This is a genomic window from Mycobacteroides abscessus ATCC 19977 (assembly GCF_000069185.1).
GTDB lineage: Bacteria > Actinomycetota > Actinomycetes > Mycobacteriales > Mycobacteriaceae > Mycobacterium > Mycobacterium abscessus.
Genome location: NC_010397.1, coordinates 816,957 through 843,033 on the forward strand (window position 1 = coordinate 816,957; position 26,077 = coordinate 843,033).

Annotated in this window: 27 protein-coding genes; 19 read left to right on the plus strand and 8 right to left on the minus strand. The window is 62.7% G+C overall.

Features of this window, described 5'->3' with window-relative positions; genetic code table 11:
* The first annotated feature begins 18 nt into the window (after nucleotides 1-18).
* The 4 genes from MAB_RS04315 to MAB_RS04330 are packed head-to-tail and all read left to right on the plus strand — an operon-like array spanning nucleotide 19 to nucleotide 5,326.
* Complete coding sequence (locus tag MAB_RS04315) at nucleotides 19-1,182, plus strand: acyl-CoA dehydrogenase family protein (RefSeq protein ID WP_005092635.1); 1,164 nt, start codon at nucleotides 19-21, stop codon at nucleotides 1,180-1,182.
* A 32-nt stretch (nucleotides 1,183-1,214) separates the two neighbouring features.
* A complete protein-coding gene (locus tag MAB_RS04320; RefSeq protein ID WP_005113286.1) occupies nucleotides 1,215-2,675 on the plus strand; it encodes an aldehyde dehydrogenase family protein in 1,461 nt (486 codons plus the stop codon).
* Nucleotides 2,672-3,787, plus strand: coding sequence for a CaiB/BaiF CoA transferase family protein (locus tag MAB_RS04325; protein WP_005113287.1), 1,116 nt, complete (start codon nucleotides 2,672-2,674; stop codon nucleotides 3,785-3,787). Before MAB_RS04320 ends, MAB_RS04325 begins: the two co-directional genes overlap by 4 nt.
* 18 nt (nucleotides 3,788-3,805) lie before the next feature.
* Complete coding sequence (locus MAB_RS04330) at nucleotides 3,806-5,326, plus strand: PucR family transcriptional regulator (protein ID WP_005086694.1); 1,521 nt, start codon at nucleotides 3,806-3,808, stop codon at nucleotides 5,324-5,326.
* Nucleotides 5,327-5,369: 43 nt separating this feature from the next.
* On the opposite strand, the gene MAB_RS04335 is transcribed toward MAB_RS04330, so the two are convergent.
* Entirely contained in the window at nucleotides 5,370-6,260 is an 891-nt protein-coding gene (locus MAB_RS04335) for an alpha/beta hydrolase (RefSeq protein ID WP_005113289.1), read from the minus strand.
* Nucleotides 6,261-6,366: 106 nt separating this feature from the next.
* Between MAB_RS04335 and MAB_RS04340 the strand changes: the two genes are divergently transcribed.
* The 9 genes from MAB_RS04340 (at nucleotide 6,367) to MAB_RS04380 (ending at nucleotide 13,778) form a co-directional block, all read left to right on the plus strand.
* Nucleotides 6,367-7,110, plus strand: a complete 744-nt coding sequence (locus MAB_RS04340) for an SDR family NAD(P)-dependent oxidoreductase (protein WP_005113291.1) — start codon at nucleotides 6,367-6,369, stop codon at nucleotides 7,108-7,110.
* A gap of 18 nt (nucleotides 7,111-7,128) precedes the next feature.
* On the plus strand, nucleotides 7,129-7,548 hold the full coding sequence (locus MAB_RS04345; protein WP_021268997.1) for a DoxX family protein: 420 nt from the start codon (nucleotides 7,129-7,131) through the stop codon (nucleotides 7,546-7,548).
* 184 nt (nucleotides 7,549-7,732) lie between these two features.
* Nucleotides 7,733-8,200 carry a hypothetical protein gene (locus tag MAB_RS04350; protein WP_012296354.1) on the plus strand — a complete coding sequence of 156 codons (468 nt, stop codon included), beginning with the start codon at nucleotides 7,733-7,735 and terminating at the stop codon, nucleotides 8,198-8,200.
* Between the two features lie 225 nt (nucleotides 8,201-8,425).
* Nucleotides 8,426-9,505 carry an alkene reductase gene (locus MAB_RS04355; protein WP_014850276.1) on the plus strand — a complete coding sequence of 360 codons (1,080 nt, stop codon included), beginning with the start codon at nucleotides 8,426-8,428 and terminating at the stop codon, nucleotides 9,503-9,505.
* A 459-nt stretch (nucleotides 9,506-9,964) separates the two neighbouring features.
* The gene (locus MAB_RS04360) at nucleotides 9,965-11,059 is read left to right on the plus strand and encodes an alkene reductase (protein WP_005113293.1); all 1,095 of its coding nucleotides are present in this window, start codon (nucleotides 9,965-9,967) and stop codon (nucleotides 11,057-11,059) included.
* 9 nt (nucleotides 11,060-11,068) lie between these two features.
* Nucleotides 11,069-11,506, plus strand: coding sequence for an SRPBCC family protein (locus tag MAB_RS04365; RefSeq protein ID WP_005064383.1), 438 nt, complete (start codon nucleotides 11,069-11,071; stop codon nucleotides 11,504-11,506).
* A gap of 69 nt (nucleotides 11,507-11,575) precedes the next feature.
* A complete protein-coding gene (locus MAB_RS04370) occupies nucleotides 11,576-12,202 on the plus strand; it encodes a TetR/AcrR family transcriptional regulator (protein WP_005083350.1) in 627 nt (208 codons plus the stop codon).
* Nucleotides 12,199-12,969, plus strand: coding sequence for an SDR family NAD(P)-dependent oxidoreductase (locus MAB_RS04375; RefSeq protein WP_005092652.1), 771 nt, complete (start codon nucleotides 12,199-12,201; stop codon nucleotides 12,967-12,969). The genes MAB_RS04370 and MAB_RS04375 overlap by 4 nt, the downstream gene beginning before the upstream one ends.
* Nucleotides 12,966-13,778: an enoyl-CoA hydratase/isomerase family protein gene (locus MAB_RS04380; protein WP_005086691.1), complete on the plus strand. Its 813-nt coding sequence runs from the start codon at nucleotides 12,966-12,968 to the stop codon at nucleotides 13,776-13,778. The genes MAB_RS04375 and MAB_RS04380 overlap by 4 nt, the downstream gene beginning before the upstream one ends.
* On the opposite strand, the gene MAB_RS04385 is transcribed toward MAB_RS04380, so the two are convergent.
* The 6 genes from MAB_RS04385 to MAB_RS04410 are packed head-to-tail and all read right to left on the minus strand — an operon-like array spanning nucleotide 13,775 to nucleotide 18,340.
* Nucleotides 13,775-14,419 (minus strand): TetR/AcrR family transcriptional regulator, encoded by a 645-nt coding sequence (locus MAB_RS04385; RefSeq protein ID WP_005083342.1) that lies wholly within the window; start codon nucleotides 14,417-14,419, stop codon nucleotides 13,775-13,777. The two genes, MAB_RS04380 and MAB_RS04385, sit on opposite strands and share 4 nt — an antisense overlap.
* Nucleotides 14,416-15,201: an enoyl-CoA hydratase-related protein gene (locus MAB_RS04390; protein ID WP_005083337.1), complete on the minus strand. Its 786-nt coding sequence runs from the start codon at nucleotides 15,199-15,201 to the stop codon at nucleotides 14,416-14,418. Before MAB_RS04390 ends, MAB_RS04385 begins: the two co-directional genes overlap by 4 nt.
* Complete coding sequence (locus MAB_RS04395) at nucleotides 15,198-16,352, minus strand: thiolase domain-containing protein (RefSeq protein ID WP_005086688.1); 1,155 nt, start codon at nucleotides 16,350-16,352, stop codon at nucleotides 15,198-15,200. Before MAB_RS04395 ends, MAB_RS04390 begins: the two co-directional genes overlap by 4 nt.
* Nucleotides 16,349-17,419: a thiolase domain-containing protein gene (locus tag MAB_RS04400; protein ID WP_005083334.1), complete on the minus strand. Its 1,071-nt coding sequence runs from the start codon at nucleotides 17,417-17,419 to the stop codon at nucleotides 16,349-16,351. The genes MAB_RS04395 and MAB_RS04400 overlap by 4 nt, the downstream gene beginning before the upstream one ends.
* Complete coding sequence (locus tag MAB_RS04405) at nucleotides 17,412-17,888, minus strand: Zn-ribbon domain-containing OB-fold protein (RefSeq protein WP_005083333.1); 477 nt, start codon at nucleotides 17,886-17,888, stop codon at nucleotides 17,412-17,414. Before MAB_RS04405 ends, MAB_RS04400 begins: the two co-directional genes overlap by 8 nt.
* Nucleotides 17,885-18,340, minus strand: a complete 456-nt coding sequence (locus MAB_RS04410) for a Zn-ribbon domain-containing OB-fold protein (protein ID WP_005113296.1) — start codon at nucleotides 18,338-18,340, stop codon at nucleotides 17,885-17,887. The genes MAB_RS04405 and MAB_RS04410 overlap by 4 nt, the downstream gene beginning before the upstream one ends.
* Before the next feature lie 406 nt (nucleotides 18,341-18,746).
* Between MAB_RS04410 and MAB_RS04415 the strand changes: the two genes are divergently transcribed.
* From MAB_RS04415 to MAB_RS04440, 6 genes are all read left to right on the plus strand, one after another.
* A complete protein-coding gene (locus MAB_RS04415; protein WP_005073213.1) occupies nucleotides 18,747-19,739 on the plus strand; it encodes a hypothetical protein in 993 nt (330 codons plus the stop codon).
* A complete protein-coding gene (locus MAB_RS04420; protein ID WP_005115764.1) occupies nucleotides 19,729-20,775 on the plus strand; it encodes a hypothetical protein in 1,047 nt (348 codons plus the stop codon). Before MAB_RS04415 ends, MAB_RS04420 begins: the two co-directional genes overlap by 11 nt.
* The gene (locus tag MAB_RS04425; RefSeq protein WP_005092677.1) at nucleotides 20,757-21,551 is read left to right on the plus strand and encodes a hypothetical protein; all 795 of its coding nucleotides are present in this window, start codon (nucleotides 20,757-20,759) and stop codon (nucleotides 21,549-21,551) included. Before MAB_RS04420 ends, MAB_RS04425 begins: the two co-directional genes overlap by 19 nt.
* Entirely contained in the window at nucleotides 21,548-22,585 is a 1,038-nt protein-coding gene (locus tag MAB_RS04430; protein WP_005092678.1) for a hypothetical protein, read from the plus strand. Before MAB_RS04425 ends, MAB_RS04430 begins: the two co-directional genes overlap by 4 nt.
* A 42-nt stretch (nucleotides 22,586-22,627) precedes the next feature.
* The gene (locus MAB_RS04435) at nucleotides 22,628-23,719 is read left to right on the plus strand and encodes a CaiB/BaiF CoA transferase family protein (protein WP_005083324.1); all 1,092 of its coding nucleotides are present in this window, start codon (nucleotides 22,628-22,630) and stop codon (nucleotides 23,717-23,719) included.
* 69 nt (nucleotides 23,720-23,788) lie between these two features.
* The gene (locus MAB_RS04440) at nucleotides 23,789-24,871 is read left to right on the plus strand and encodes an alpha/beta hydrolase (protein WP_005083321.1); all 1,083 of its coding nucleotides are present in this window, start codon (nucleotides 23,789-23,791) and stop codon (nucleotides 24,869-24,871) included.
* On the opposite strand, the gene MAB_RS04445 is transcribed toward MAB_RS04440, so the two are convergent.
* Complete coding sequence (locus tag MAB_RS04445; protein ID WP_005086678.1) at nucleotides 24,860-26,029, minus strand: pyridoxal phosphate-dependent aminotransferase; 1,170 nt, start codon at nucleotides 26,027-26,029, stop codon at nucleotides 24,860-24,862. The genes MAB_RS04440 and MAB_RS04445 overlap by 12 nt on opposite strands.
* Between the last annotated feature and the right edge of the window lie 48 nt (nucleotides 26,030-26,077).

Genomic DNA, 26,077 nt, shown 5'->3' on the forward strand with positions numbered 1-26,077 from the left:
GTAACCCCGTCGCCGGAGATGTGCTCGACCCCGCTGGAGCTGTTCGACACAGATCGCCGGCTGGACCAGGACGAGCGCGACATCGCGGCCACGGTGCGTAAGTTCGTCGATACCAAGCTGCGTCCGAACATCGCGGAATGGTTTGAGTCCGCGACACTTCCCAGAGATCTGGCACGCCAGTTCGGTGAACTGGGTGTGCTCGGTATGCACCTCGACGGCTACGGGTGTGCGGGCACCAACGCCGTGAGCTACGGGTTGGCTTGCCTTGAATTGGAGGCAGGCGATAGCGGTCTGCGCAGCTTCGTGTCGGTGCAGGGTTCTCTGTCCATGTATTCGATCCACCGGTACGGCTCGGAAGAGCAGAAGCAGGAATGGTTGCCGCAGTTGGCATCTGGTCATGCCATTGGCTGCTTCGGTCTTACCGAGCCGGACTTCGGATCCAACCCCGGGGGGATGCGAACCCGCGCACGCCGCGACGGCAAGGACTGGATACTCGACGGCACGAAGATGTGGATCACCAACGGCAATCTTGCCGATGTCGCCACAGTCTGGGCGCAGACCGACGACGGTGTGCGTGGTTTCGTCGTGCCGACGGCCACCAAGGGATTCGCCGCCAATGTGATTCACAAGAAGCTATCCCTGCGGGCATCGGTGACCTCGGAGCTTGTGCTCGACGGTGTGCGGCTGCCGGATTCGGCGGAACTGCCCGGCGCCCGGGGGCTTTCGGCTCCGCTGTCCTGTCTCAACGAAGCACGTTTCGGCATCGTCTTCGGCGCGCTGGGCGCCGCGCGCGACAGCCTGCAAGCGGCGCTTGACTATACGCGTACTCGCGAGGTGTTCGGGCGTCCGTTGTCGAGCTATCAGCTCAGCCAGGAGAAGCTCGCCAACATGACGGTTCAGCTGGGCATGGGCATGCTGTTGGCGCTGCATCTGGGCCGCATCAAGGACTCTGTCGGGTTACGGCCGGAGCAGGTCAGCCTGGGCAAGCTGAACAACGTGCGTGAGGCACTCAACATCGCCCGTGAATGCCGAACCCTATTAGGTGCAAGCGGTATCACCCTTGAATACTCGCCCCTGCGCCATGCCAACAATCTTGAATCGGTGCTCACCTATGAGGGCACGTCCGAGATGCATCTGCTTTCGATCGGGCGAGCGCTGACCGGCCAGGCAGCCTTCCGCTGAGCCCACACGTTCCAGGTGGAGTAGAAATCACGATGCATATCAATGAGATTCAAAGTTTTGTGGGTGGCCGGTGGATCAGCGGGGGCGGCCAGGCGGTGATCAGCGTGTGCCCCGCATTTCCTGACCGGGTCATCGCCGAAGGGCTGGCTGCGGGGCCGGCGGAGTTCGATGAGGCCGCCGCGGCGGCGCGCGCGGCGCAGCCCGGTTGGGCCGCCATGTCCTTGCACGCGCGGGGCGCGATGTTGTCGCACGCTGCCGCGGTTGTTGACCGTAACGCCGATGCCTGGGGCCTGGAACTTGCTGCGGAGGAGGGGAAAACCAAGGCAGAGGGCATCGCGGAGGTGCGGCGGGCCGCGCAGATCCTGCGGTACTACGGCAACGAGGGCGACCGGCAGACTGGGGAGATCTTCAGTTCACCGCGACGCGGTGAACACATCCTGGTGACCCGCAAGCCCCTTGGAGTCGTGGGCGTAATAACCCCATTCAATTTTCCTATCGCCATACCGGCCTGGAAGATCGCCCCCGCATTGGTATATGGCAACGCCGTGCTGTGGAAGCCGGCGAGCACGGTCCCGCTGTTGGCCATGCGTCTTGCCCAGGCATTTGATGCCGCTGGGCTGCCACCTGGCGTGTTGAACCTCGTCGTCGGGGATACAGGTGTCGGTGATGCCATGGTGAATGACAGCCGAGTCGATGCCCTCACGTTCACGGGTTCAACCGGCGTCGGTCGGCGTATTGCGGCGGCAGGGGCGGCGCGGGGCATACCGGTCCAAGCGGAAATGGGTGGCAAGAACGCCGCCGTCGTTCTCGACGATGCCGACGTCGACCTCGCCGTGGAGCAGGTACTGCTGGGCGCCTTCCGCTCGACGGGACAAAAGTGCACCGCCACGTCTCGGCTGGTGCTCACCGAGGGCATCGCGGATGCGTTCCTGTCGTTGCTCAAGGATCGCGCGGACGCGCTGGTTGTCGGCGATCCCACCGCAGACGACACCCAGATGGGCCCGGTGGTCAGCGAGTCCGCGTTCGGCACGATCACCGCGGGGATCGGCGGCGCGGTCGCACAGGGTGCGGTCACCCTTGCCGGTGGGCACGGCTACGGGGACGGCCCCCTGGCCGCCGGCTACTTCATCGCGCCCACCATCATGGAACTCGGTATGGGAGCGGTGGACCTCTGGACCGAGGAATTGTTCGGCCCGGTTTTGGCGGTGCGCCGCGCCGCAGACACCGAGGAGGCATTCAGGTTGGCGAACGACAGTGAGTACGGTTTGTCCGCAGCGATATTCACAAAAGACCTCACCCGGGCCTTATCGGCGGTCGACCACGTGGACGTGGGCATCCTGCATGTGAATTCGGAATCCGCTGGCGCAGACCCGCATGTTCCGTTCGGAGGCGCCAAGAAGAGCGGGCTAGGCCCCAAGGAACAGGGCCGGGCCGCGCGGGAGTTCTTTACCCACACCACCACCGTGTACCTGCGCGGTGAGGAGGCAATGTGACGGCGGCGGCGCTGGACGGGCTGCTGGTGGTCGACTTCAGCCGGGTGCTCGCGGGACCCTACGCCACGATGATGTTGGGTGACTTCGGCGCCGAGGTGATAAAGATAGAACGGCCAGTACTTGGCGACGACACCCGGCAGTGGGGACCTCCTTACGATTCCGATGGCCAGGCAACGTATTTCAATTCGGTCAACCGGAACAAACAGTCGGTTGTGCTGGATCTCACCAGCCCCGACGGTCAGCACCGGGCACGCGAGTTGGCAGGCAGAGCCGACGTGGTGGTCGAAAACTTCCGGGCGGGCACCATGGAGAAGTTCGGTCTCGGCTACCAGAGCCTGAAGCAGCTCAATCCGGGATTGATATATTGTGCGATAACAGGTTTCGGACGCGGAGCAGGGGCAGATCTGCCGGGCTACGACCTGTTGGTGCAGGCCGTTGGTGGGTTGATGAGTGTCACCGGTCCCGACGCCGCCCATCCGTCCAAAGTCGGTGTCGCACTGGTCGATGTGCTGACCGCGCTACACGCGCTATCCGGGATACTCGCCGCACTCTCGTATCGGGACCGCACTGGGCAAGGACAACGCGTCGACACCGATCTGATGTCAGTGTTGTTGTCCTCGTTGGTCAATCAGGCATCGGGCTACCTCGGGGCAGGCGTAGTACCGGAGGCTCTCGGAAATCGGCACCCCAGTATCGCGCCCTACCAGACATTCGAGACGGCTGATCGGCCGATCGCGATCGCGGTGGGCAACGACAAACAGTTCCGGCTGCTCGTACAGGCACTGGAAATGCCGCGGCTGGCGCGCGACGACCGATTCGCTACGAACCCGTTGCGCGTCCGCCACCGTGGCGAGCTGGTGCGGGTGTTGGAACAGCGGCTTCGGGAGAAGAACGCCGACGACTGGTACGACACCTTGACCGCTGTGGGTGTTCCGGCGGGCCCGATCAACGACATCGCGGAGGCGTTCCGGTTCGCCGAGCGTCTTGGGCTCGATGTGGCCGTGACGGTGCCGGGTAGCCCGGAACCGCAGGTGGCCAATCCCATCTCGATGTCCAAGACTCCGGTTGTGTATCGCAACGGCCCGCCGCGGCTGGGACAGTCGCGCGCCTGATGAGACAGTTGTCGGGGCATGGCCGAGTACCGTCTAACCGTGCCGATCACCGTCAGGGACTTGACTCAGCGAGCTGATCTGGGGCTGGTGCTGTCCGCTGGCGAGGCGGGCGCTGCCAGGGCCATCAAGTGGGCGCATGCGATTGAACTGAACGATCCGACACCGTACCTATTTGGTGGGGAACTGGTGATGACCACCGGGCTGACGGTGGGGTTGAGCCATGCCGAGCAATACGAGTATGCGGCGAGGCTGTCCGGCAAGAACGTGGCCGCGCTGGCATTCGACACCGGAACAACCTTCAGCGAGGTGCCGCCCGGGATCCTCGCGGCGGGCGATGAACTGGGCTTGCCGATTCTGCAGGTGCCGGTGAGTACGCCGTTCATCGCCATCACCCGGGCGGTGATCGATGAATTGACGGCAGACGAATTGCGCGCCGTGCAACGAGTGGTGGATCAGCAGGACGTGCTTGTGCGGGCTACGCTGCGCGATGGTGCGCCCGGTGTGGTGTCCGCGCTAAGTCGCTCTCTCGCCGCGACCGTGATCGTGACCGCAACGGACGGAACACTTCTGGCCGAGGCAGGGCATGATGCCGAGCATCTGGCCGAGATCACGCGCGGCGCTTTCCCGAATCACAGTCGCAAGCATGCCAGCCGGGTGGTCGCCGATCGCGACGGTTACTGCACGATCCAGACGGTCCGTGCCGGGAAGGCCGAGCGCGGCTATCTTGCGGTGCGTTCGGAAGACGCATTGACCGCGGCGCAGCGTCTGCTCGTCTCGCATGCCATGGCGCTGATCGCCATCGAGCTCGAGAAGCCGGCGCGCGTCGCGGACGCGGAGCAGCGACTACGGGGTGCGGTGACCAGGGCACTGCTGGCAGACCCCGCGGCGGCGGACCGAAGTGTGTTGCGCTACTTCGGGTTCGATCCGGATACCGAGGTCGTCGTGGTGCTGTTGTGCAACGTCGGCTCGGTGTTGCCGGGCGAGTTGCATATCGACAGGCAATTGGCCAGGGGAGGCCCGTATTTGATGGCCTCGGTGTCCGGCGAGATCGTGGTGGTGCTGGCGGCCAAGAACGTGGGTCGAGCATCGGAGCTTCATCGAAGCCTGGGCACCGCCCTCGGACGCACGATCTGCGCCGGTATCAGCAGACGGGTCCGGCTCGACGAAGTGCCGCTGGGGCTTCACCAGGCGCGGTCGGTCGCGCGTGCCCACCCGGACGGGCGAATAGCGGAGTTTGATGAGCTCGATATCTACGGCGTCCTGCTCGGCGGCCGCGACCGCGGCGAACTCGCAGTGCTGGCACAGTCGGTGGCGCCCCTGCTCGGCACGGGGGCCGATACCACGCTGCTGGACACCCTCGAGTCGTTCCTGGCCTGCAACGGTCAGATGGAAACCGCCGCACTGAATCTCGGTGTCCATCGGCACACCATGAGGAACCGGATCGCAAGGATCGCGGCGTTGCTCGATTGTGACTTGCACTCTGCGGACACCCGGGCTGCTCTGTGGATCGCCATCCGTGCTCGGGCGCTGTTGGGATAGTTCATGTCACGGGAAGTTGTGTAAGCCGGCCGCGAAGATCGGGTCAGCTCAGCGCGCCCAACAGGCTGCGGCACGCCTTTGCCACGAAGTCCCTGGACACTCCTGCCCACGGCACGAGTTTGTCGAAGCCGTGAAATGCGCCGGGCACCACCTCCAGCTCGCACGGGACCCCGGCGGTGCGTAGGCGTTCGGCATACGCCAGATCCTCGTCGTGAAACAGGTCGGCCGTTCCGATGCCAATCCAGGCAGGCGCCAGTCCCGCCACATCGGTGCGACGGCCGGGTACGGCGATATCGCGATCCGCGTCGCCCAGATAGGAATCCCAGCCAAACCGGTTGCTGTCTCCGCTCCATAGCCGCAGATTTGTTCCGTCGATATCCGTGCGCTCACTGGAGCGGTCGTCGAGCATGGGGTAGATCAGCAGCTGTGCGGCGGGAGCTACCTCGCCACGGTCGCGGGCCAGGAGCGCAAGCGCCGCGGCCAGTCCGCCACCGGCACTGGCGCCGCCGACGGCGATGCGCGTCGGATCGATCCATCCCTGCACGGACAGCCAGCGCAGCGCGGCGTAGCAGTCCTCGAGTGGAATGGGGTAAGGGTGCTCGGGTGCCAGTCGATAGTCGACCGACACGACCGGTATCCCGGTTTCGTGCATCACCTTGCGGCAGAAAAAGTCGTCCTGACGTGCGGTACCCATCACGTAGCCGCCGCCGTGAATCCACAACAGCGCCGCGGACGGTTCTTCGAGGTTCTTGGGAACATGTGCCCGGACCGTCACGTTGTCGTTGACCGCGATGCGCCGCACCCCGTGCCGGGGCAGCAGATCGGTGAGGTAAATGCTCGCACGCAGTATCGAGAGGGTTCGCGGCAGGCCGACCTGTCGCGGAAATGCCCTGGCTGCCAAGCGGAGATCGGGATGAATGTCAGGCGACGACACATAGCGAGTATGCCCGTGGTGTGTACACACCGCGGCTGTTTGGTGTGACGGGGAATGTTTCGGACCCCAGTCCGCTTGAAAGTCATGTATCTACGGAAGGAGCACCATGACGTCACCATTGAAGAGCCGTCGCGCGTTTGTGACGGGCGGATCGCGCGGCATCGGCGCGGGCATTGTCCGCAGGCTCGCCGAAGACGGGGCACGGGTCGTCTTCACCTATTCGAGTTCGGTGCAACAGGCCGCCGATGTCGTGGACGACATCAACGAGGACGGTGGCTGGGCACGGGCCGTCAAGGCAGATGTAGCCGATCCGGACCAGCTTGGCGCGGCCATCGGTCAGGCAGCGGAAGAGCTTGGCGGACTCGATATCCTGGTGAACAATGCCGGTATCTTGTCAATCGGCGATGTAGATACCGCTACCTTGGCGGACTTCGACGAGATTGTGGCCGTCAACGTTCGTGCGGTTTTTGCCGGAATCAAGGCGGCGTCACCGCACCTCACCGAGGGCGGCAGAATCGTGACGATCGGCAGCATCAACGGAGATAGTTCTCCCACAGCTAACCTGTCGCTGTATTCCATGACGAAAGCGGCGGTGGCGGGCCTCACGCGTGGATTGGCGCGCGAGTTCGGCCCCCGGGGCATAACCATCAACAATGTTCAGCCCGGGCCCATCGGTACCGACATGAACCCCGAGGACGGCCAGCTGGCAGACATTCTGAGGCCCAATATCGCGGTCGGGCGCTATGGTCAGCCCCGCGATATCGCCAGCCTGGTGAGTTATCTGGTATCCGACGAGGCCTGGTACATCACCGGAACCGCGATCAACATCGACGGCGGATTCACCGCTTAATCGAAAGGTTGTTTGAAGATGACTCTTGAAAGAATTACCGACAAATTGGTTGAAATGACGCCATTTGTACTGTCGATATTGCGTGTGGTGGTGGGCTTTCTATTTTTTCTGTATGGAACATCACATCTATTCGGATGGCCATCGACTTCACACCTGCAACCTTTTGGAACCTTACAGTGGTGGGCTGGAGTGATCGAGTTGGTGTGCGGAGGAGCGATAGTGATCGGTTTTGGGACGAGACCGTGTGCTTTCATCGCTTCAGGAGCGATGGCGTTTGCATACTTTGCCATTTTACAACCGCGAGGGCTTTTTCCTATCCAAAACAATGGCGACGCGGCGGTCCTCTATAGCTGGATTTTCTTGCTTTTAGTGTTTACCGGAGGCGGCGCAATATCTGTGGACGAAGCATTAAAGCGCAAATTCAGATCATCTGAATGATTTGAATTTCGAGCCTGCGGGTTGGGGGCTACTAAAAATAGGCAGGTATAGCCGCACTGGAGAATCATGGTATTGCAAAGCTTGTTTGCATGGGTTGAACGCATTCCAGCAAAGAATTGGCTAATTTATTGCGGGCCATCCAGCAGGACATCAATGCGAAAAAGGGATTGGTTGAGGTAGGCTTATGGCTAAAAAGTCATCCGCGGAAAGTTATGACTCACTTGTACGCCGGCTGGGATTGGTCTCAATACAGATTGTGTTTATTTATACATTGGGACTGTCTGGGGCGGTCAAGCTGTTGAACTGGCATAATGTTATGGCTAAGTACATTGACATGTTTAACCCCACGTTTGTCAGCCACTTCCCCGGTACCGTAGTAGCGATTTATGCGACCGGAGGACTGGAAATAGTTGCCGCGCTGCTTTTTATCGCGAGTATTGTTAGGCGCGAGTTCCTCGATGATGTGGATAGAGTATTCTTGAACTTCGCATTCCTGCTTGCACTGATAATCTTCGCTATCCTTGGTTTTGGATTGAAATTGTTGGCTGAATACAACAACAACCACGCTGCTACTTTCCAAATGTTTGGCTATACACTGCTAACTTTTATTGCATGGCGAGCGATTATGTATACCCACAGGCGTCCGATTTGATCGGGATCCTGCATTAACCCGTGTGCCTATTCAATAATGTTGTCAAGGTTATAGGGTGGTGGTTTACGAGTGCCTCTATCGTTTGACTGTTGATGAACGACCAAGGCACCCAAATTCACGGGCGATTTCCGATCGTATAACCGTTCCAGCCCCAGCGTTTGTGGCTAACCAAAGTGTTCAAAGCACGATGCTTGTAATGAGAAGCACACTCAAGGAGAAAGTTTTATGCCAACGATCTTCAATTCGATCAAATTGGGTCAAATCGAGCTCTCAAATCGCCTAGCTGTAGCACCAATGACGCGAAGCAGGGCAAATGCAGACGGCACCCCTAACGCATTGAACGCAGAGTATTACGGCCAGCGTTCCAATTTTGGGTTGATAGTCGCTGAGGGTACCCAACCGTCCGATGAAGGGCAGGGTTATCCGAATAGTCCTGGTGTATATACGCGCAGCCACGTAGATGGCTGGAGGTCCATAGCGGATTCCGTCCATGCTGGTGGCGGCAGGATATTCGTACAACTAATGCATGTTGGAAGAGTTTCTCATCCGTTAAACACACAACATGGCACATACCCTGTGGCGCCTTCTCCGGTACCATTACGCGAGCTCAAAATGTTCACTGCGGAGGGCATGAAAGAGATACCGGTCGCTAGAGAGCTATCTAGTTCTGACATTGAAGAAACGATAAATGACTTTGTTTTTGCTGCGCGATCGGCGATTGATGCAGGGGCGGACGGTGTGGAATTGCACGGTGCAAATGGGTATCTACTGCAGCAGTTCTTGGCTCCGAACACTAATACGCGCACTGATGGTTACGGTGGAAGCGTGGAGAATCGACAGAGATTTGTGATTGAAGTTGCGCGACGTGTGGCAGAGGAAATTGGGCCCGAACGGACAGGGATTCGTCTCTCGCCCGGAGGTGAGATAGGTGAAATTGAAGAGGGGGACAACTATGTCGACGAGTACATTCAACTTGCGGAAAAGCTATCTGAACTATCGCTGGTATATATTCACATAGCGTTTCTACGGCCTACTACGGATAAAGATGATCAACTGTTGCGTCGGCTTCGTGAGGCTTATGATGGTGTAGTGATCGTCAATAGAGGTGGACGTCCTGCCGAATATATTGGCCAAGATGTTTCGACTGGTTTAGCTGACATCGAATCCATTGGAGCGCTGGCGTTAGCAAATCCGGATTTGCCTCGACGGCTGGAAATGGAACTACCGCTGAACGAGCCGCGGAAGGAATTCTTCTACGGCGGCGGACGTGAGGGGTATACGGACTATCCGGTTTACCTACCGTGAGTCAGGCTAAGAATGTTTCGGATGTACACATCGGCTGCCTAGTTATTTGTGACATCTAGGATTAGAAGACTCAAAAGCTAAATATCAATATCAGATGTGATGCCATGGTGAAGATGAGGAGATCTTCGGCGATTGATGATTAGGTCGATCATGGCGTACGTTGAGTGTGAAATAGCTTGGCATGTAGCGTCAAATATTGGCAGGCTGTGGTGGCGAATATCCTTAACCGAATACTAGCCTTCAGAAAAATGACAAAGGCTTAGGTTGTGTCGTATCCACGGTTACCGTCAGGTTTGTGTCGTACGTCATAGATCGTCTTGTTATGTGAGTGCGCATTGTGGTGGTTTTAGTGTGTGAACAGGGGTTGTAGAGTATGTGTGCCGTAGTGGCGTTGCGGCAAACAGTGATGTATTAAAAAGTACGAAGGAAGAAAAGCAAGCCAGGAAAGCTTATACGGATATGGCATTTACCCTGGACCCACAAGCTGCTCTCCTCAAACCGATTCGTATGGGCGAGGTTGTTGCGTCCAATCGAATCTTGATGGCGCCGATGACGCGTTCGCGGGCACAAGGAGATGGCACCCCATCAGAGTTTGCGCCGGTCTATTACGGCCAGCGCGCGAGCGCTGGCCTAATCATCAGCGAGGCCACTGCGATCTCCCAGGCTGGCAACGGCGCGTATATGAATACACCCGGCATCTACACCGATCGACACCAACACAAGTGGGCTGAAATCGCCGAGACAGTGCATTCTGAGGGCAGCAAGATGTTCTTGCAAATCTGGCATGTGGGGCGGTTGGGCCACCCGGCGGTCAGTGGAGGTTTTGAGCCGGTTGCACCGTCGGCGGTTGCCGCCCAGATGACCACTCACACGCCTTCAGGCAAGGTGCCCTTAGTGATTCCACGGGAGTTGCGTATAGACGAGATCGCAGAGATCGTAGACGATTTTCGTGCCGCTGCGCGCCGTGCCATAGACGCCGGTTTGGACGGTGTCGAGATACACGGCGCGAATGGGTATCTACTTCACCAGTTCTCGTCCGATGTCATCAACCAACGCACTGATATCTATGGCGGATCGCCGGAGAATAGGGCCCGTCTGACCGCCGAGGTAGTCGAGGCCGTTGCCGCAGAAGTTGGTCCTACCAGAGTGGGTGTGCGCATATCGCCGGGAACGAGCGCCGGCGATATGCACGAGAATGACACCGTGTCCACATATGCGGCGTTACTGGAGCGTATTGACCCATTGGGTCTGGCCTACTTACATGTGGTCATCGATCCAGGTGCCGTAGAGCTCCGGGCCATGGGAGCTATGTGGTCGAACAATCTGGTCTTGAATTCCAGCACGGAAACCGAGACGGAATTTTGCGTTCTAGAGGGGTTGGTCGAGTCAGGCGCTGTCAATGCAGTAGCCCTCGGGCGTAAATTCCTCGCCAACCCAGATTTGATCGATCGGCTGCTGTTGGGCGCTGAACTTAACGAAGCGAACGCGGCCACCTTCTACAGCCCGGGCAAGGAAGGTTACATTGATTACCCCAGCCTCTCAGCGGGTCGCTAGGGTCAGATCATGGCCACTAGCGACACCCGGGAAATCGTCATCGAAGCGACTCCCGAACAGATCATGGATGTCATCGCCGACTTTGAGGTGCTGCCGAAATGGTCCTCGGCACACCAAAGTTCCACGGTATTGACGACGGGGGAGGATGGGCGCCCGCACCAGGTCACGATGAAGGTCAAGACCGCGGGCATCACGGACGAACAGACCGTCGCGTACACCTGGGGTCCGGACACCGTCAGCTGGACGCTGGTCAAGGCCAGTCAACAGCGCCGCCAAGACGGCAAGTACACGTTCACTCCCCAGGGCGACAAGACGCACGTGAAGTTTGAGTTGACGGTTGACCCGCTGATCCCGCTTCCCGGGTTTGTGCTGAAACGCGCCATCAAGGGCGCCATGGAGACCGCGACCGATGGGCTGCGCAAGCAGGTTCTCGCCACGTATCGGTAGGGCCTTCCCTCTCATACGCCCCGCTAGTATCGTTATTGTTGATATCGAAACTAGCGGGGTGGGCGGAGAGTGGACAAACGACAGGGCGGACGCCCCCGCGACCCGGACAAGGATGACGCGGTGCGCGAGACGGTGCGCCGGATGCTGGCCGCCGACGGGTATCAACGCACCACCATCCCCGCCGTGGCGCGGGCCGCCGGAATCGGCGCCCCTACGATCTACCGTCGTTGGCCAACCCAGGCCGCCATGGTGGAAAGCGCCATCGCGGATCGGCCCTGGCCGGAGGAGCTGGCAGCGCCCAGCGAATTCCGGTACTACTTACCGGTTTTGGTGCGCGCGGTAGTCGGGTACTTCGCCGATCCGGCGACGCGCGCGGCGATGCCTGGCTTACTGGTCGAGTACTACCGCGAACCGAGCCAATACGTGGTTTTGGCCGAGCGCACCGAAATGCCACTGCGTGAGGCATTCCGCCGGGCTCACGCCGGGGCCGTCGGATCCGGCGAACGCGCCGACCAACCGGGCGCGGACGCGCTCTTCGACACCATCGTGGGTATGGCCGTCTATCACGGCGTGCTCCGTGGAACCGCGGACGATGCACTCGTCGAACAGATCCTGGACGTGGTAGATGCCGCGAGTTCCGTGGGCCGGGGCCTTCATCTCGACGAGACGAACAGCGACAAGGAACGGAAACGATGAATCGAGAGACCTTCTCCCGCTTGTTCGATCTCACGGGGCGCACCGCCATCGTGACCGGCGGTACTCGCGGAATCGGGCGTGCACTTGCCGAAGGGTATGCCTGTGCGGGGGCCAATGTTGTTGTGGCAAGCCGCAAACCGGAGGCGTGTACGGAGGCGGTCGAGCGCCTGCGCTCCCTGGGGGCCCGGGCGCTGGGCGTGCCGACGCATACCGGTGACATCCATTCTCTCGAAGAGCTGGTGCGGGCCACGGCCGAGGAGTTCGGTGGTATCGACATCGTGGTGAACAACGCGGCCAATGCCCTTACTGAACCGGTCGGTGCCTTCACCGTAGACGGGTGGGACAAGTCGTTCGGAGTCAACCTGCGCGGCCCGGTTTTCCTGGTGCAGGCGGCGCTGCCGCACCTGGTGGCCAGTCCGCATGCGGCGGTACTCAACGTGGTCTCGGTGGGGGCCTTCATGTTCGGTCAGGGGGTGTCCATGTACTCGGCCGCCAAGGCCGCTCTCGTCTCCTACACCCGCTCGGCTGCGGCCGAGCTCGCCTCGCGCGGTGTGCGCGTCAACGCGCTCGCGCCCGGTGCCATCGACACCGATATGGTGCGCAAGACGCCACCGGCTGAAGTGGAGCGAATGGCGAACACCAACCACCTCAAACGGCTCGGATTGCCTGACGAAATGGTAGGCACCGCACTCCTTCTGACCTCTGATGCGGGCAGTTACATCACCGGCCAGACCATCATCGCCGATGGCGGGCTGGTGGCCCGATGATCCGTGTCGAGCCGCGGGAACACGGAATCCTGGTAGTCACCATTGATCGTCCGGAACGTCGCAATGCCTTGGACCCGCAGACGGTGGCCGAGCTGCATGCGGTGATCGAGAGCATCGATGGAGATCCCAAGGTTCGTGTGGTGGTGCTCACCGCCGTCGGCGCATCCTTTTGTGCGGGAGCCGATCTGAAGTCGCTACCGAGTGATTTCACCAGCGCCGGGGTAACCTCCACAGCCGCACTGCTTGCCGCCACCGACTCCGAGCTGGTGCGTACGCTCGCCGCGCAGGAGCTGATGGCGTCTCTATTCGAGCGGATACACCGGATGCGGCAGCCGGTCATTGCGGCCGTCAACGGGCACGCGATAGGCGGCGGCTTTGCCCTGGCCCTCGCCTGTGATATCCGTTTTGCCAGTCCCGCAGCATCTTTCGGCGCAGTGTTTATTCGTCATGGGGTTTCCAACTGCGATATGGGCACCAGTTATCACTTGCCGCGACTGGTGGGTGCCGCCCGTGCTGCCGAGCTGATGTTGACGGGCCGTGTGTTTGACGCGCAGGAGGCATACCGCATGGGTCTGGTCTTCGACGTGGTGCCCGCCGAGGAACTTCTGGATGCGGCGCTGTCGAAGGCCCGGGAGATCGCCGTTCACTCGCCGCTGGCCGTCTGGATGACCAAGGAGACGATGTGGCAGACGGTGGATGCGCCGAGCCTGCGGCATGCGCTGGATCTGGAGAATAGAACGCAGGTGATGTGCACTGCCACCGGAGAACTGCGTCGATCCTTTGACGCGTTCCGGGAAGGGCGCGGCTAACTCTCGTCCGGAGGCCCGGCCAAGATCGCCGTCACCATGTCGATCAGTTGTGCGTTCATCTGCCCATCGTCCAGATAGGTTCCGCTCAGCGACATCAGGCGATTGGTATGCGCGATATCACCGAGGACCACGCAGGTGAGCGTCACCGCATGGGTGACCCCGAACCGGATGGAGGGCAGGGTCGCGTCGGGGCGTAGCCGCAAGATGAGTTCCTGCAGGCGCGCGGCCTGCGGCTGGAAGCTCACGCTCATCGGGATCAGCGCTGGGTGTCCGCTGATCAATAGCTTGCCAAGCGTGGAAAGCCATGCAGTCGAACCTTCTTCGGCGATTTCGGACAACGGTGTGACGATCGCTTCGGCGATGGCGCGCAGTGTGCGCGCGGTTTCTGCGACATCCAGGAGGGCGAACCGGCGCTTCTCTATCTGGTCCAGGTACCTGTCGAGCAGCGCCTCGATGAGACGTTCCTTGGAACCGAAGTGGTAGTGCACCGACGCGACATTGGTTCCGGCTGCCGCCATGATGGCGCGCAGCGAGACCGCATCCACCCCACGTTCGGCGAAGAGCCGTTCGGCGGCATTGAGCAGTCGCTGGTCGGTGGAATCCTCTGTGAGGATGGTTGTTTCAGCCGACGTGTCGGTCATCTCCCGGTAAACCGTGCCTCTCGCTTCTCCTTGAACGCGGCCAATCCCTCGCGTGCGTCGGCGGAGGTGATTACCGGGCGAGTGAGCCTCGCCTCGATGGCACGGGCGTCTTCCTCGGCCAGCCATCCGCTGCGGACAATCGCTTCTTTGGCATTGCGCACGGCCAGCGGGCCGTTGCGGACGATCCGGTCGGCGAGGCTGCGTGCTTTGTCCAGTGCGGTACCCGCGGGCACCACATGTCCGACCAGCCCGAAATGGTATGCCTCGAAGGCGGTGAGCGGCTCGCCGGTCAGGATCATCTCCATGGCCTTGGTATACGGAATCTGTCGCTTGAGCCTGACCATCGATCCGGCACCGGGCACCAAGCCGCGCTGTACCTCGGGTAAGCCAAAGGTAGCGTGCTCATCGGAAACCCGGATGTCGGTCTGCTGCAACATTTCGCAACCACCGCCGAGGCATGCGCCGTTGACCGCGGCGATAAGGGGCTTAGTGAGGGTGTGGCTCAGGAGCAGCCCCTTCCCGATGGTGGCCGGATCAAGCGGTGGCGCCGAGCCGTCCCGCACCATCCAGCCGTCACTCAGGTCACCTCCCACGCAATAGGCGGAGCCGGCACCCGTGAGGATCGCGGCCCGAATGCCGTCATCGTGGTCGATCTCGTCCCAGGCCGCGGCGAATTGGCTGACCATGTTGGTGGACAGGGCATTTCTCCGGTGCGGGCGGTTCATCGTCAGGATAACGACCGGCCCGTCGCGTTCGACAAGGAGTTCTCGTGCTGCGCTCATGGTTTCTCACTTCCCACCACCCACAACGCGTGGAACTGTGACGCCCCGCCCATGGCGTGGCCTATCGCACGTCTGGCTCCATCGACCTGGTGTTCACCCGCGAGCCCCCGCACCTGCAGGGCGGCCTCGGCGAATCGGAGTAGGCCGGTGGCACCGGTCGGATTGCCGGAGAGCACGCCTCCGGACGGGTTGATCGGGTGCCGGCCCCCGAATGCGGTGTGGCCCTCATCGACGGCGCGCCAGCCCGAACTCTCCGGTGCCAGACCGATGTTCTCCATCCACATCGGCTCATACCAGCTGTAGGGAATGTAGAGCTCGGAGACATCCACTTCGGTGCCGGGATCGGTGATGCCCGCCTCGCGATACGCGGCGGCGGCGCACTCCTGTCCGGCGCGCGGGTTCACTTCGTCTCGGCCCGCGAAATGTCCTGTTTCGGTGCGCCATCCGGTGCCATGAATCCAGGCCGGCGGTCGGGGAGCGAGCCGCGCATGCATCTCCGAAGAAATCACGACGGCACATGAGCCATCCGAGGACGGGCACGACTCCAGGAATCGGATCGGGTCCCACAGCATCGGGGAGTTGCGCACCTCCTCGATGGTGATATCGGGTTTGTGGATATGCGCGTAGGGGTTCCGGGTGGCGTTGAGGCGGTGATTCACCGCCACCTGCCAGCCGATATGTTCCGGTGCGTGCGAGCGGCGGATGTACTCCCGGATCACCGGTGCGAAGTGGCCGCCGGCGCCCGCTCCCAACTGGGCACTGAATGGCAACGGACGTGACAGTGCCCACGTGAAATTGCCCTCGGACTCTTTGGAATATGCGACCACCAATACCCGTCCGGCCAGCCGGGCCTGGATCAGGTGCGCGGCGTAGATGGCGGCGTGACCGCCGACGCTGCCACCGGTGAATACGCGCGTGACCGGCAGACCCCGCGCGCCGATCGCGTCGGCGAGGTACAGCTCCGGGTTCATGACGCCGTCGAATAGATCGGGTGTCTTGGCCAGCACGATCGCGTCTATGTCGCCGAAGGTCAGCTCGGCGTCGGCCAGCGCCCCGTCCACCGCTTCGCGGACCAGCGCGGCGATGGTCACCTCACGTTTTTTGGCTTGCTTGCTTTGCCCGACACCGACGACGGCGACACCGCGGCTCATGCGCTTGTTTCCATCAAGCACACCAGGTTGTGCTGCAGTGCAGGGCCATTGGTAGCGTGCGCCAGTGCGCGGGTGGCGCGTCCCTGCATGATGGTGCGGGCGGACTCGCCGATGCGGATCAATCCCGTCGCGGTGGCCGGAGCACCCGCCAACGGTCCGCCTGACGGGTTGACCAAGGCGTTCTCGATGCCGAAGGTCGTGGTGAGCAGGGGCTCGGCGTAGCTGTATTCGGTGTGAAGTTCGGCGACCTCCACATTGGCGGCCGAGAAACCGGCCATCACGGCGGCCTTCTCGGCGGCGATTCGGGCCGATTCGAGCACCGCCAGGTCGCGTGATCCGGGGTAGTGCGTGTCCATCCGGTGATCAATGGCCCGGATCCACGCCGGCCGCCGGGCCAGCCGGCGTGCGACCTGATCGGTGGCCAAGATCAGTACCGCCGCGCCGTCGCAGACCGCTGCCGTGTCGTGCTGGCGCAGCGGTGAGGCGATGTACGGCTGCTCCAGCAGTGCTTCCACTCCTGGAGCACCTGACTTGAGGGCGAAGGGATTTGACAGCGCATCGGTCAGTGACTGGTTGACCACATCGGCCATCTCGCGCTCGGTGGTGATGCCGGCCTCGATGGCAGCGGCCGCTTGCAGTCCGGCGATGGCGTGACGATGTGGATACAACGGGGTCAGGTAGTAGGGGTCGAGCGAGGAGGGCATCACCTGGTCGAGGTCGGCCGGCAGCGAACCCCGGCCGACGCCATAGACCAGCGCGATGTCGCCGTGCCCCAATTGGAGCCAGGCCCACGCCTCGTAGCAGGCCCAGGCGGCATCCATTTCGACATGCGATTCCGATATCGGCGGCCAGGCGCCGATGGCGTCGAGGGATTCTATGTATGCGAAAGTGCGGCCCTCGAAGAAGTCATGGCTACCGGACGCGTAAAAGTCGATGTCCGTACGGCGCAGGTCTGCCTGGGCGAGCGCATCGCGGACCACAGGCAGCAGTATTTCGGCCATATCGTCGTGCAGATTGGCAGTGGTGCAGTGGGATTGGGCAAAGGCAACCACGGCGACGTCACGCATGGGAGGCCTCGTCCGAGGACGGGCGGAAGTAGCGGATGCTCTGCATCGTGGGTGCCAGCTCCGCGTCGGCGACCCAGGCCGGTTCGACTGTCATTCCGATGTGAACCCTGTCCAACGTGGTGTCGCCGATCATGTGCATGAGTCTGGTGTCGGCTCCACGCAGCTGGATGTGTGCCACCGCGTACGGCGGCGTGAAGACCTGGCCCGGAAAGGGGAAGCTGACGATGCAGAAGGTTGCCACCGTGCCCTTCCCATCGAGCGGGTACGGACTGCCGAGTTCGGTGAGGCAGCGCGAACAGAATTGCGGCGCAGGACAGTACGCACGTTCGCAATTCGGGCATTGGCGCGCGAGGAGCAGCCGGCGGGCCAATCCACGCAGGAAGACCGAGCGGCCGGTACCCGCGACATACGTGTAGTCCATGTGAAATGGACTGGTGATCGAAGAGACGGGTTCGGGCACCGCGGTCACTGTTCACCGATGGGCTGGAAGCAGATGATGTCGGTAATCGCACCGACGCGGTCTGTGCGCCAGCGCGGCGTGACCGCCAACCCGGACTTCATGGCCGCGGGATTGCCGCCGACATCGACAGCGTGGAACATCGAGTTGGTGGTTCCCTTAATGCGGATGAGCGCCCAGGCGAAGCTCGTCTCCAACTCGTCCGCGGGCCGTGGCGGCACCCATGTCCATTGCAGGACAACCCCCTTCGGTTCCAGCTCGACCAGCGCGCCGGTGGCACTGCCATCGGCCGGATCGAATTCGAGCACCGGACACAGCACGTGGCCGCCGGCGGTTCGCACTCCGAACAGCCGGGCAGCGCGCAGACCGTCGAGGAAGGCGCCGATTTTGGGGCCAACAGTCCGTTCGAACCCGAATTCGATCGTGTAAGGAGCCCGGAGAGATTCGGCGGTTTGGTCGGTCACAGCCCTCCCAGAGAAGGTTTCTATCGACTGATTGAATCAAGCGATAGGACCGTAGCACGCGAGTGATCGGGGCCACAGGTCTACATCCGGCTACGCACGTCGGTGCCCCGCGCGTAGCCGGATGTAGCGGGTGCCGGCCCATTCGAGCCGCATCCGGCCTGATCGGACCGGGCAAGCTAGCACCGGCCAGCGGCGGTAAACGGATGTGACCCGAATCGGCTCGGGGTGAATCGAACGACCGCCCGGAGGGTTGCACACCCACCACCTGCGGGAACGTCACCAGCTGGATTTCGGCTGCGGGGGCATTGCCATTGACGCACTGTTGGGACCTTCATACGTTTGCGCCGTTCCCAGCTCGTGCCACGGGTCAGAGCAACAGTGCAATAAGCCTGCAATAGGACCACCGATGATCAAGCATCTCACCCGCCGCGCGACGGTCGCCCTCGTTGTGGCAGCCGCGGCGATCTCGCCTGCCGCCTATCCGGCTATGGCCGATACCGCCACGCCGCTGAACGGACTATTCGCGTTAACGCCTGGCAGCTGCGCGGAAGGTCGTGCGACCGGTTCCTACTTCCGCATGATCCTGCCGGCCGGTGATGCGTCGGGCCCCTATCTGGCCAATGGCGATTCGACATGCTCGGATAACACGGTCACCTTGTTGGCGCCGGGTACCGATGGCGGCCTGAAATCGGGTGAGTATCAGCCGCAGCCGGCCAACGCGTTCGATGGCAATGGAAATGCGGTGTCCGGCAGTATTACTCAGCCGGTTAAGTTCTACGGCGTCGGCTTTGCGACTGCTTCGAATCAGACGGACCCACAGACCGGCCAAGGTACCTCCACGCCGCAGATCACGGTAAGCGGCGACAAGCTGGGCGGTGATCTCAGCGCCTTCGGCGTGACCTGGAACAACCAGGTGTTCAACCAGGGAGCGCCGAAACCCGGTGGCGCACTTCCCGGCAAGACCACGCCAGTGACCGGCACCTACGACCGCAACTCCGGTGCCTTCATTCTCGAATGGACCAGCCAGATTGTGGGAGGACCCTTCAACGATTTCACCGGACTGTGGCATCTGGTGGGCAAGGTCGGAGGTGCGCCCGGCGGAGCGGCCGCCGCGCCGCCGCCCGCTCCGGCCCCGGGTGTTCCACCGCCGCCCGCCGACGCTCCACCCGCCGCGGCGGCGCCGGTGGCGCCCGTGCCGGGGCAGGTGGTGGTCCAAGCGGGACAGCAGTTCGCTTCACCGCCTCCGCTATCCGCGGGGCAACAGCTCATCGCGCTGCCCGTCGACGACAACCCCCGCACCGTGACCCCGCCGTGGGTCATCGCGCTGCTGGTCTTCGTGGCCATCGGTGGCGGAATCCTGTTTGTGGTGGGGGAGCGGATCTTCAGCCGTGGGCGCTGAGGCCCTCGCGCGCGGGGCCACACCTGAGCCAGCCGACACGCCGCCGGCTCTGCCCACGTATGCCGCCATCGTGGGTGAGCGGGCCGTGGTCGCCGAGGCGGGCCCGGCGCCGAGACCCCGGTGGCCGTTCCTCGTGCTCATTGTGCTCGGTGTACTGCTGTTCGCACTGCCGGTACTCACCGGAATGTTCACGCGGGCAGCGGGTGGCCAGCAGCTGCTCACCGAATTCCATCCGTTTGTCTCCACCGAGGTTCTCGCAAAGTTTCGCGGCTACCTGGACACGGTCGATACCGCGCGCGCCGACGTACAGGCCACCCAGGGGATTGCGGGCGGCCGCTATGAGCGGCTGGATTCCTTTGTAACCCAATACCCGTCGATTCGACGGGACATGAGCGATCTACTGACCGCGGTGGACGGCCAGGTGCGCAACTATGAGCAGTTGCGCGCCGTGGGGCCCTTTGACGTGTTGCCCTTCCTGCTGGCGGTGCCGGGTCTGATCCTGATCGCCGCCGGAGTGTGGGGCCTCCGGCGTACCCGCGACGGCGAAAAGACGTCGGGTGCAAGGATTCTCGCTTTGCTGGCGGCTACGGTGTTGATCGCCGTGCCGTTCGCGGATGGTCTATTTTCGCGTGCCCCCGCCGGTGCTCAGCTCATCGATGCCTTCACCCCGATCATGACGCATGAGCGGGTGGCGGCGGTGCAGCGGCACTTCGTGGTGCTGGTGGCGGCGGAGGGAGAACTGGACACCCAGTTCCTCGAGGATCTGCGGCACCGCGATCCGGCTCGCGCGGTTCCGGGGATCGATGCTTTCGTATCGCAATGGCAGCCCATGACAGCTGATTTCGCTTCGCTGATCGGCGTGATGGCTGACAACGTCGACAACTTCGACAGGGTGGTGGCCCTCGATCGGATCACCGCCCCGCTGGGATTGCGGTCATTCAACTACTTCGGCTGGTTTTTCCTCGTGCCCGGTGTACTGGCGGCCGCGGTCGCCCTCGACTCGAAAGGCTTGCTTCGATGGCCCAACAAAAAGTGACCGCGAAAACGATGTTGCGTTGTGCGCTGGGTTTCACGGTGGCGGCCACGGTGCTGGTGACCGCGCCGGCTTGCGGGTCCGAGAAGCCCGCCGAGTCCGCCTTGAAGGGACTGCTGGCGCTGGAGCCGGGGAAGATCGAGGGCAACAAGCTCAGCGGCACCTGGTTCAAAATGGTGCAACCGGGCGGTAATCCCCAGGAGGGGCCATTCATGCCGAACGCCAATTCGCCTGTGCCCCAGGGATCGGCGACGCTGCTCTCGCCGGGCACCGACGGCGGGCTGATCCTGGGTGATTATCAGGGCGAGCCGGATCCCGCGTTCGACGAGGCCACGGGCTATTCGCTGGCATCGCGGGTGACTCAGCCCACGAAGTTCTTCAACATCGAATTCGGCATATCCACCAACAAGATCGATCCGCAGACTCAGCGCGAACTGCTGGCGCCCACGGCCACCGTCTCGGGCGATTCGATCTCGGCGGACCTGTCGGCGTGGGCGGCATCGTGGAATCGGCAGGAGTTCAACCAGGGGGCGCCCAAACCGAAAGCCAAGGAGCAGGCCCAGATCCCCGGTGAGGCGCGCGCCAAACAGGTGTGGGAGTTCGTCGCCGGACGTTGGGTCGGCCACGATTCCGTGGACGGCGAAAGTCCCAAGGCCACCGGGACCTATGACAAGGACACCAAAAAGTTCACCCTCGATTGGACCAGTCTGATCGTCGGTGGTCCGTTCAACAGTTTCACCGGGGTGTGGCATCTAGAAGGCGTGGTGAGGGATCGATGAGCGAAACTCCCGCCGAAGAGACGGCGCCGATCACCACCGCCAGCCCGAAGCGTGCCAAGGAACGTGTGTTTGGCATCGCGGTACGGGTATTCGCCGCGGTCACGGTCATCGGAAGCGTGGCCGCGATCACCCAGCTGTCGTACTCGCCGCCGCGTGCACCCATCGTCGGATACCAGATTGTCAACCGGGACGGCTCGATTCCCGAGGGTGCGATTCCGATCCCGGTGCCGCCGCCAGGCCCGCAGCTGGTGGCTCCGCTGCCTCGCCCTCAGCCGCCCTCGCATCCGCCGGGGCCGGTCGCCGCCGGTCCGTTCGGCGCGCTGCCTTCGGTGACGGACCGCGGTCTACCGATATCCGTCGCCCAGCCCTGCCCCTTCGGCTGGCCGGCGCCTGGTCCCGACGAACAGGGCGGTTTGGCCTCGTTGATCGACGTGGCTCCTGCCGCGGGCGTGTTCTCCTCCGAGGCTTTCGCCCCGGCCACCGCCTATGAACCGATTCTGAAGATGATGGGCCCGGTGCTGGCGCGAATCTCCCCGCTGCTGTCCCGGCATCCGTGGGCGATCGACCAGTTCGTCACCCGATTTCAGACCGTCATGGTGCGGATTCTGGAGGCGATTCTCCCGTACTACGGGCCGTACCGGAATGATGTGCTCAAGGCCGAGGGCGATCTCGCAAAGGCGTTGACGCCGTTCCTGGAAAGCTTGTACAACACACCGACCGCCCAATGCCTTGTCGCGTGGGAGGCACAACGCATCCGAGACGCGCGCGGGGGACGCCCGCCCGCCTTGCGCCTGCACGACCTGGGCAAGGTGATCGACCTGTATCGCTCGACGCACTGGCGTGAGGGCGATGACGATCCGCCACCCCCGCCGCTGCCCGCGTACGAGTTCACACCGCCGCCTGCGCCACCTCCGGCCTCGGACACCCCGGCGGCGCCCAGCACGTCACGGCCGGTGATCCCCAATTTCCCCACCCCGACTCCGGCGCCGGCGCCCACGCAGACGTCGTCGCCGGCCATCTCCTCGTCGCTGTAGCCGCACTTCCCAACCAACGGGTTGACTGGCTAGGGTGGCCCCATGGCTGACACTGGCGTCAAGACGGGCCCCCTGGCGGGCGTGAAGGTGATCGAGCTCGGCGGGATCGGCCCTGGGCCGCATGCGGCGATGATGTTGTCGGACCTGGGTGCCGACGTCATCCGGGTGCGCCGGCCGGGCGGGCTCGCCATCCCCGCCGAGGAGACCGACCTGTTCCACCGCGGCAAGCGGCTGGTCAATCTGGACGTCAAGAAGGACCCCGAGGCGCTGCTGGCCCTGGTCGATAAGGCCGATGTGCTGCTGGATCCGTTTCGTCCCGGCGTATGTGAGCGCATCGGGATCGGACCCGAGGAGTGCGCCAAGCGGAACCCGCGGCTGATCTTCGCCCGGATGACCGGCTGGGGACAGCACGGCCCGATGGCAGACCGTGCCGGGCACGACATCAACTACCTGTCGCTGACCGGAGCCCTCGGCTCGATGGGTTACAAGGACCGCCCGCCGATGCCGCCCATGAATCTGGTGGCGGACTTTGGCGGTGGCTCAATGCTTTTGGTGCAAGGCATCCTGGCCGCGCTGTATGAGCGCGAAAAGTCGGGCAAGGGCCAGGTCATCGATGGCGCAATGGTCGACGGAGTGAGCCAGCTGGCTCAGATGCAGTGGACGATGTACAACAACGGTCTGCTCTTCGACGAGCGTGAGGCCGGACTGCTCGACGGTGGCTCGCCCTTCTACGGGACGTACGAAACATCCGATGGCAAGTACATGGCGGTGGGTTCTATTGAGCCGCAGTTCTTCGCGATCTTGGTGCAGGGTTTGGGGCTGGATCCAGAGAGTGTGCCGTTCCAGCTCGACAAGGCGCGCTACCCGGAGATGCGCAAGATGTTCGACGACGCCTTCAAGACCAAGACGCGCGACGAGTGGACCGAGATTTTCATCGGCACCGACGCGTGCGTATCACCGGTGCTCACCTGGGGCGAGGCCAAGCAGAACGAGCACCTTCGTGATCGCGGCACCATCGTTGACGTGGACGGGGTGACTCAGGCGGCGCCGGCCCCGCGCTTTTCGCGGACGCCGAGCGGGCCCCTTGGAGCTCCCCCGAAGGACACGACGGAGCTCTCCGATATCGGCTGGTGATTTAGCCGGGATTGTCGGTACTAGGTACTGGTAGTCTCACTCCAGGCAATGACGCTATGAGGAGGCTTGATGACCAGTGCCCGACATGCCGCCGATTCCCGGCTGGCCGCGGTGACATATGCCGGACCGGAGTGGATGGGCAAGGCCAATTGGCATTCGGTGGCCGAGACGTACCTGTTCAAGGCGCTGGGAAAGCCTGGTCTCTACGCGCTGACCCGGCTGATGCTGGCCGTCAATCGCCGGTTCCCCGATGTGCTGCTCAATCGGCGATACGACGGGCTGGAACGCTTGATGGGGTGGGTTCCGGGCGTCTCGGGAACGCGCACGGAGCGGGTTCAGCTGCCGAACTGCCCCGCAGAATGGACGTGGAACGTCAAGAACGAATCGGCCTCCAGCGCATCGAGTGACGCGCCGGTGGTCATCTATTTCCATGGGTCGGCATTCATCGCCTTGGGTATCAACAGCCATCGGCCGCTGGTGAGCCACATCGCACGTGATTCCGGTGCGCGAGCGTTGAGCGTCGGATACCGGTTGTGTCCACGCAATCTCGTCGAAGACGCCATCGCCGACGGCGTCGATGCCTATCGCTACGTGCTGAGCCAGGGCGTCGATCCCGACAACATCGTGCTCGCGGGAGACTCGGCCGGTGGCTTCCTGGCGGCGATGACCGCGATCGCCGTGCGCGATCAGGGGTTGACGCCGCCCGCGGGTTGTGTGCTGATCTCGGCGGCAACCAGCAACGACATGGAGCCCAAGTATGCGGTCGGCAAGCGTGTCGGCGACGCCATGTTCCCGGTGGACTTCTTGAGGATGATCAACGATGTCTTCCTGCTTCGCAACGGTGCCCGGGAGCCGGGGGCATGTCCGGTGGATGCTGACCTGACGGGCCTGGGGCCGTTCCTATTGCAGGTGGGTTCGCAGGAGGCATTGCGTCCGGACTCCGAGCTGCTTGCGGAACGTCTTGTCGCAGCCGGAGTTCCGGTGCGCCTGCAGATCTTCGATCGGGCGATCCACGTGTTCCAGGTGTTCGCGATGACCAACCCGGATGCGCGGCGGGCGGTAGCGGAGATCACCGACTTCATCAAGGTCCTGCCGGGGCTGGCCAAGGCGCGGCAGCGTCCCGGTGAGATGGCGACCGGCCTAGGCTCCTAGCCGGGCCAGGCGGGTGATGGCCTCATCGATCACCACATCGCGCTTGGCGAAGGTGAACCGCACCAAGTGATTCCATTGGTCGGCGTATCTGTCACAGAAGGCGCTTACCGGGACTGCGGCGACGCCAACAGTTTCCGGTAAACGCCGGCAGAGCTCCGCGCTATCGCTGAACCCGAGCGGCCGCGGATCGGCGCAGACAAAGTATCCGCCGTCACTGCTGTGCACCTCGAATCCCAGGCCAGTGAGGGCGGCCGAGAGGCGATCGCGCCTGCGCTGCAGTGATTCTCGTAGGGTCTTCACCCACGACTGTTCGGTGTCCAGGGCCACTGCCACCGCCGGTTGAAATGGTCCGCCGCCGACATAGGAGAGGAACTGTTTAGCGGCCCGCACGCCCGCGACCAACTCCGGCGTGCCACAGGCCCAGCCAATTTTCCAACCGGTGCAGTTGAATGTCTTGGCGGCGCTGGAGATGGTCACGGTCCGGTCGGCCATCCCGGGCAGGCTTGCCATCGGAGTTTGGGTGCGCCCATCGAAAAGCAGGCGCTCGTATACCTCGTCGGAGACGACAAGCAGGTCGTGTTCCACCGCGAGCTCGGCTATCCGCGCCAACTCGGTATCGGTGAACACCTTGCCCGTCGGGTTATGCGGCGAGTTGATCACCAGCGCCGCCGTCCGGGGCGTGATGGCCGCCGCCAGCGCGTCGGTATCCAATGCGAAGCCCGCCCCGTCCGGTACGAGGGGCACGGGCACGCGGACCGCTCCCGCCATCGCTACCACGGCGGCGTAGGAGTCGTAGTAGGGCTCGATCAGGATGACCTCGGAACCGGGTTCGACGAGGCCGAGCAGGGCGCCGGCGATCGCTTCGGTGGCGCCGACGGTCACCAGCACCTGGGTGTCCGGGTCAAGCTCCTCGCCGTAGCGGGCGAGCCGATCGGCGGTGATGGCCCGGCGTAATTCGGGAATGCCCAGCCCCGGCGGATATTGATTCAGGCCGGAGCGGATGGCCTGTTGCGCCGCATCGAGCATGGATGCGGGTCCGTCCTCGTCGGGGAAGCCCTGACCAAGATTGATCGCGTCATGCCGGACGGCCAGTGCCGACATCTCGGCGAAGATCGTTGCGCCGAAAGGACGTAACCGTTCGACGGTTCTCTGATTCACGCTGGCCCGTGTTCGGTGTGCCGCGGCTCCATGCCGGGCAGCCTACCG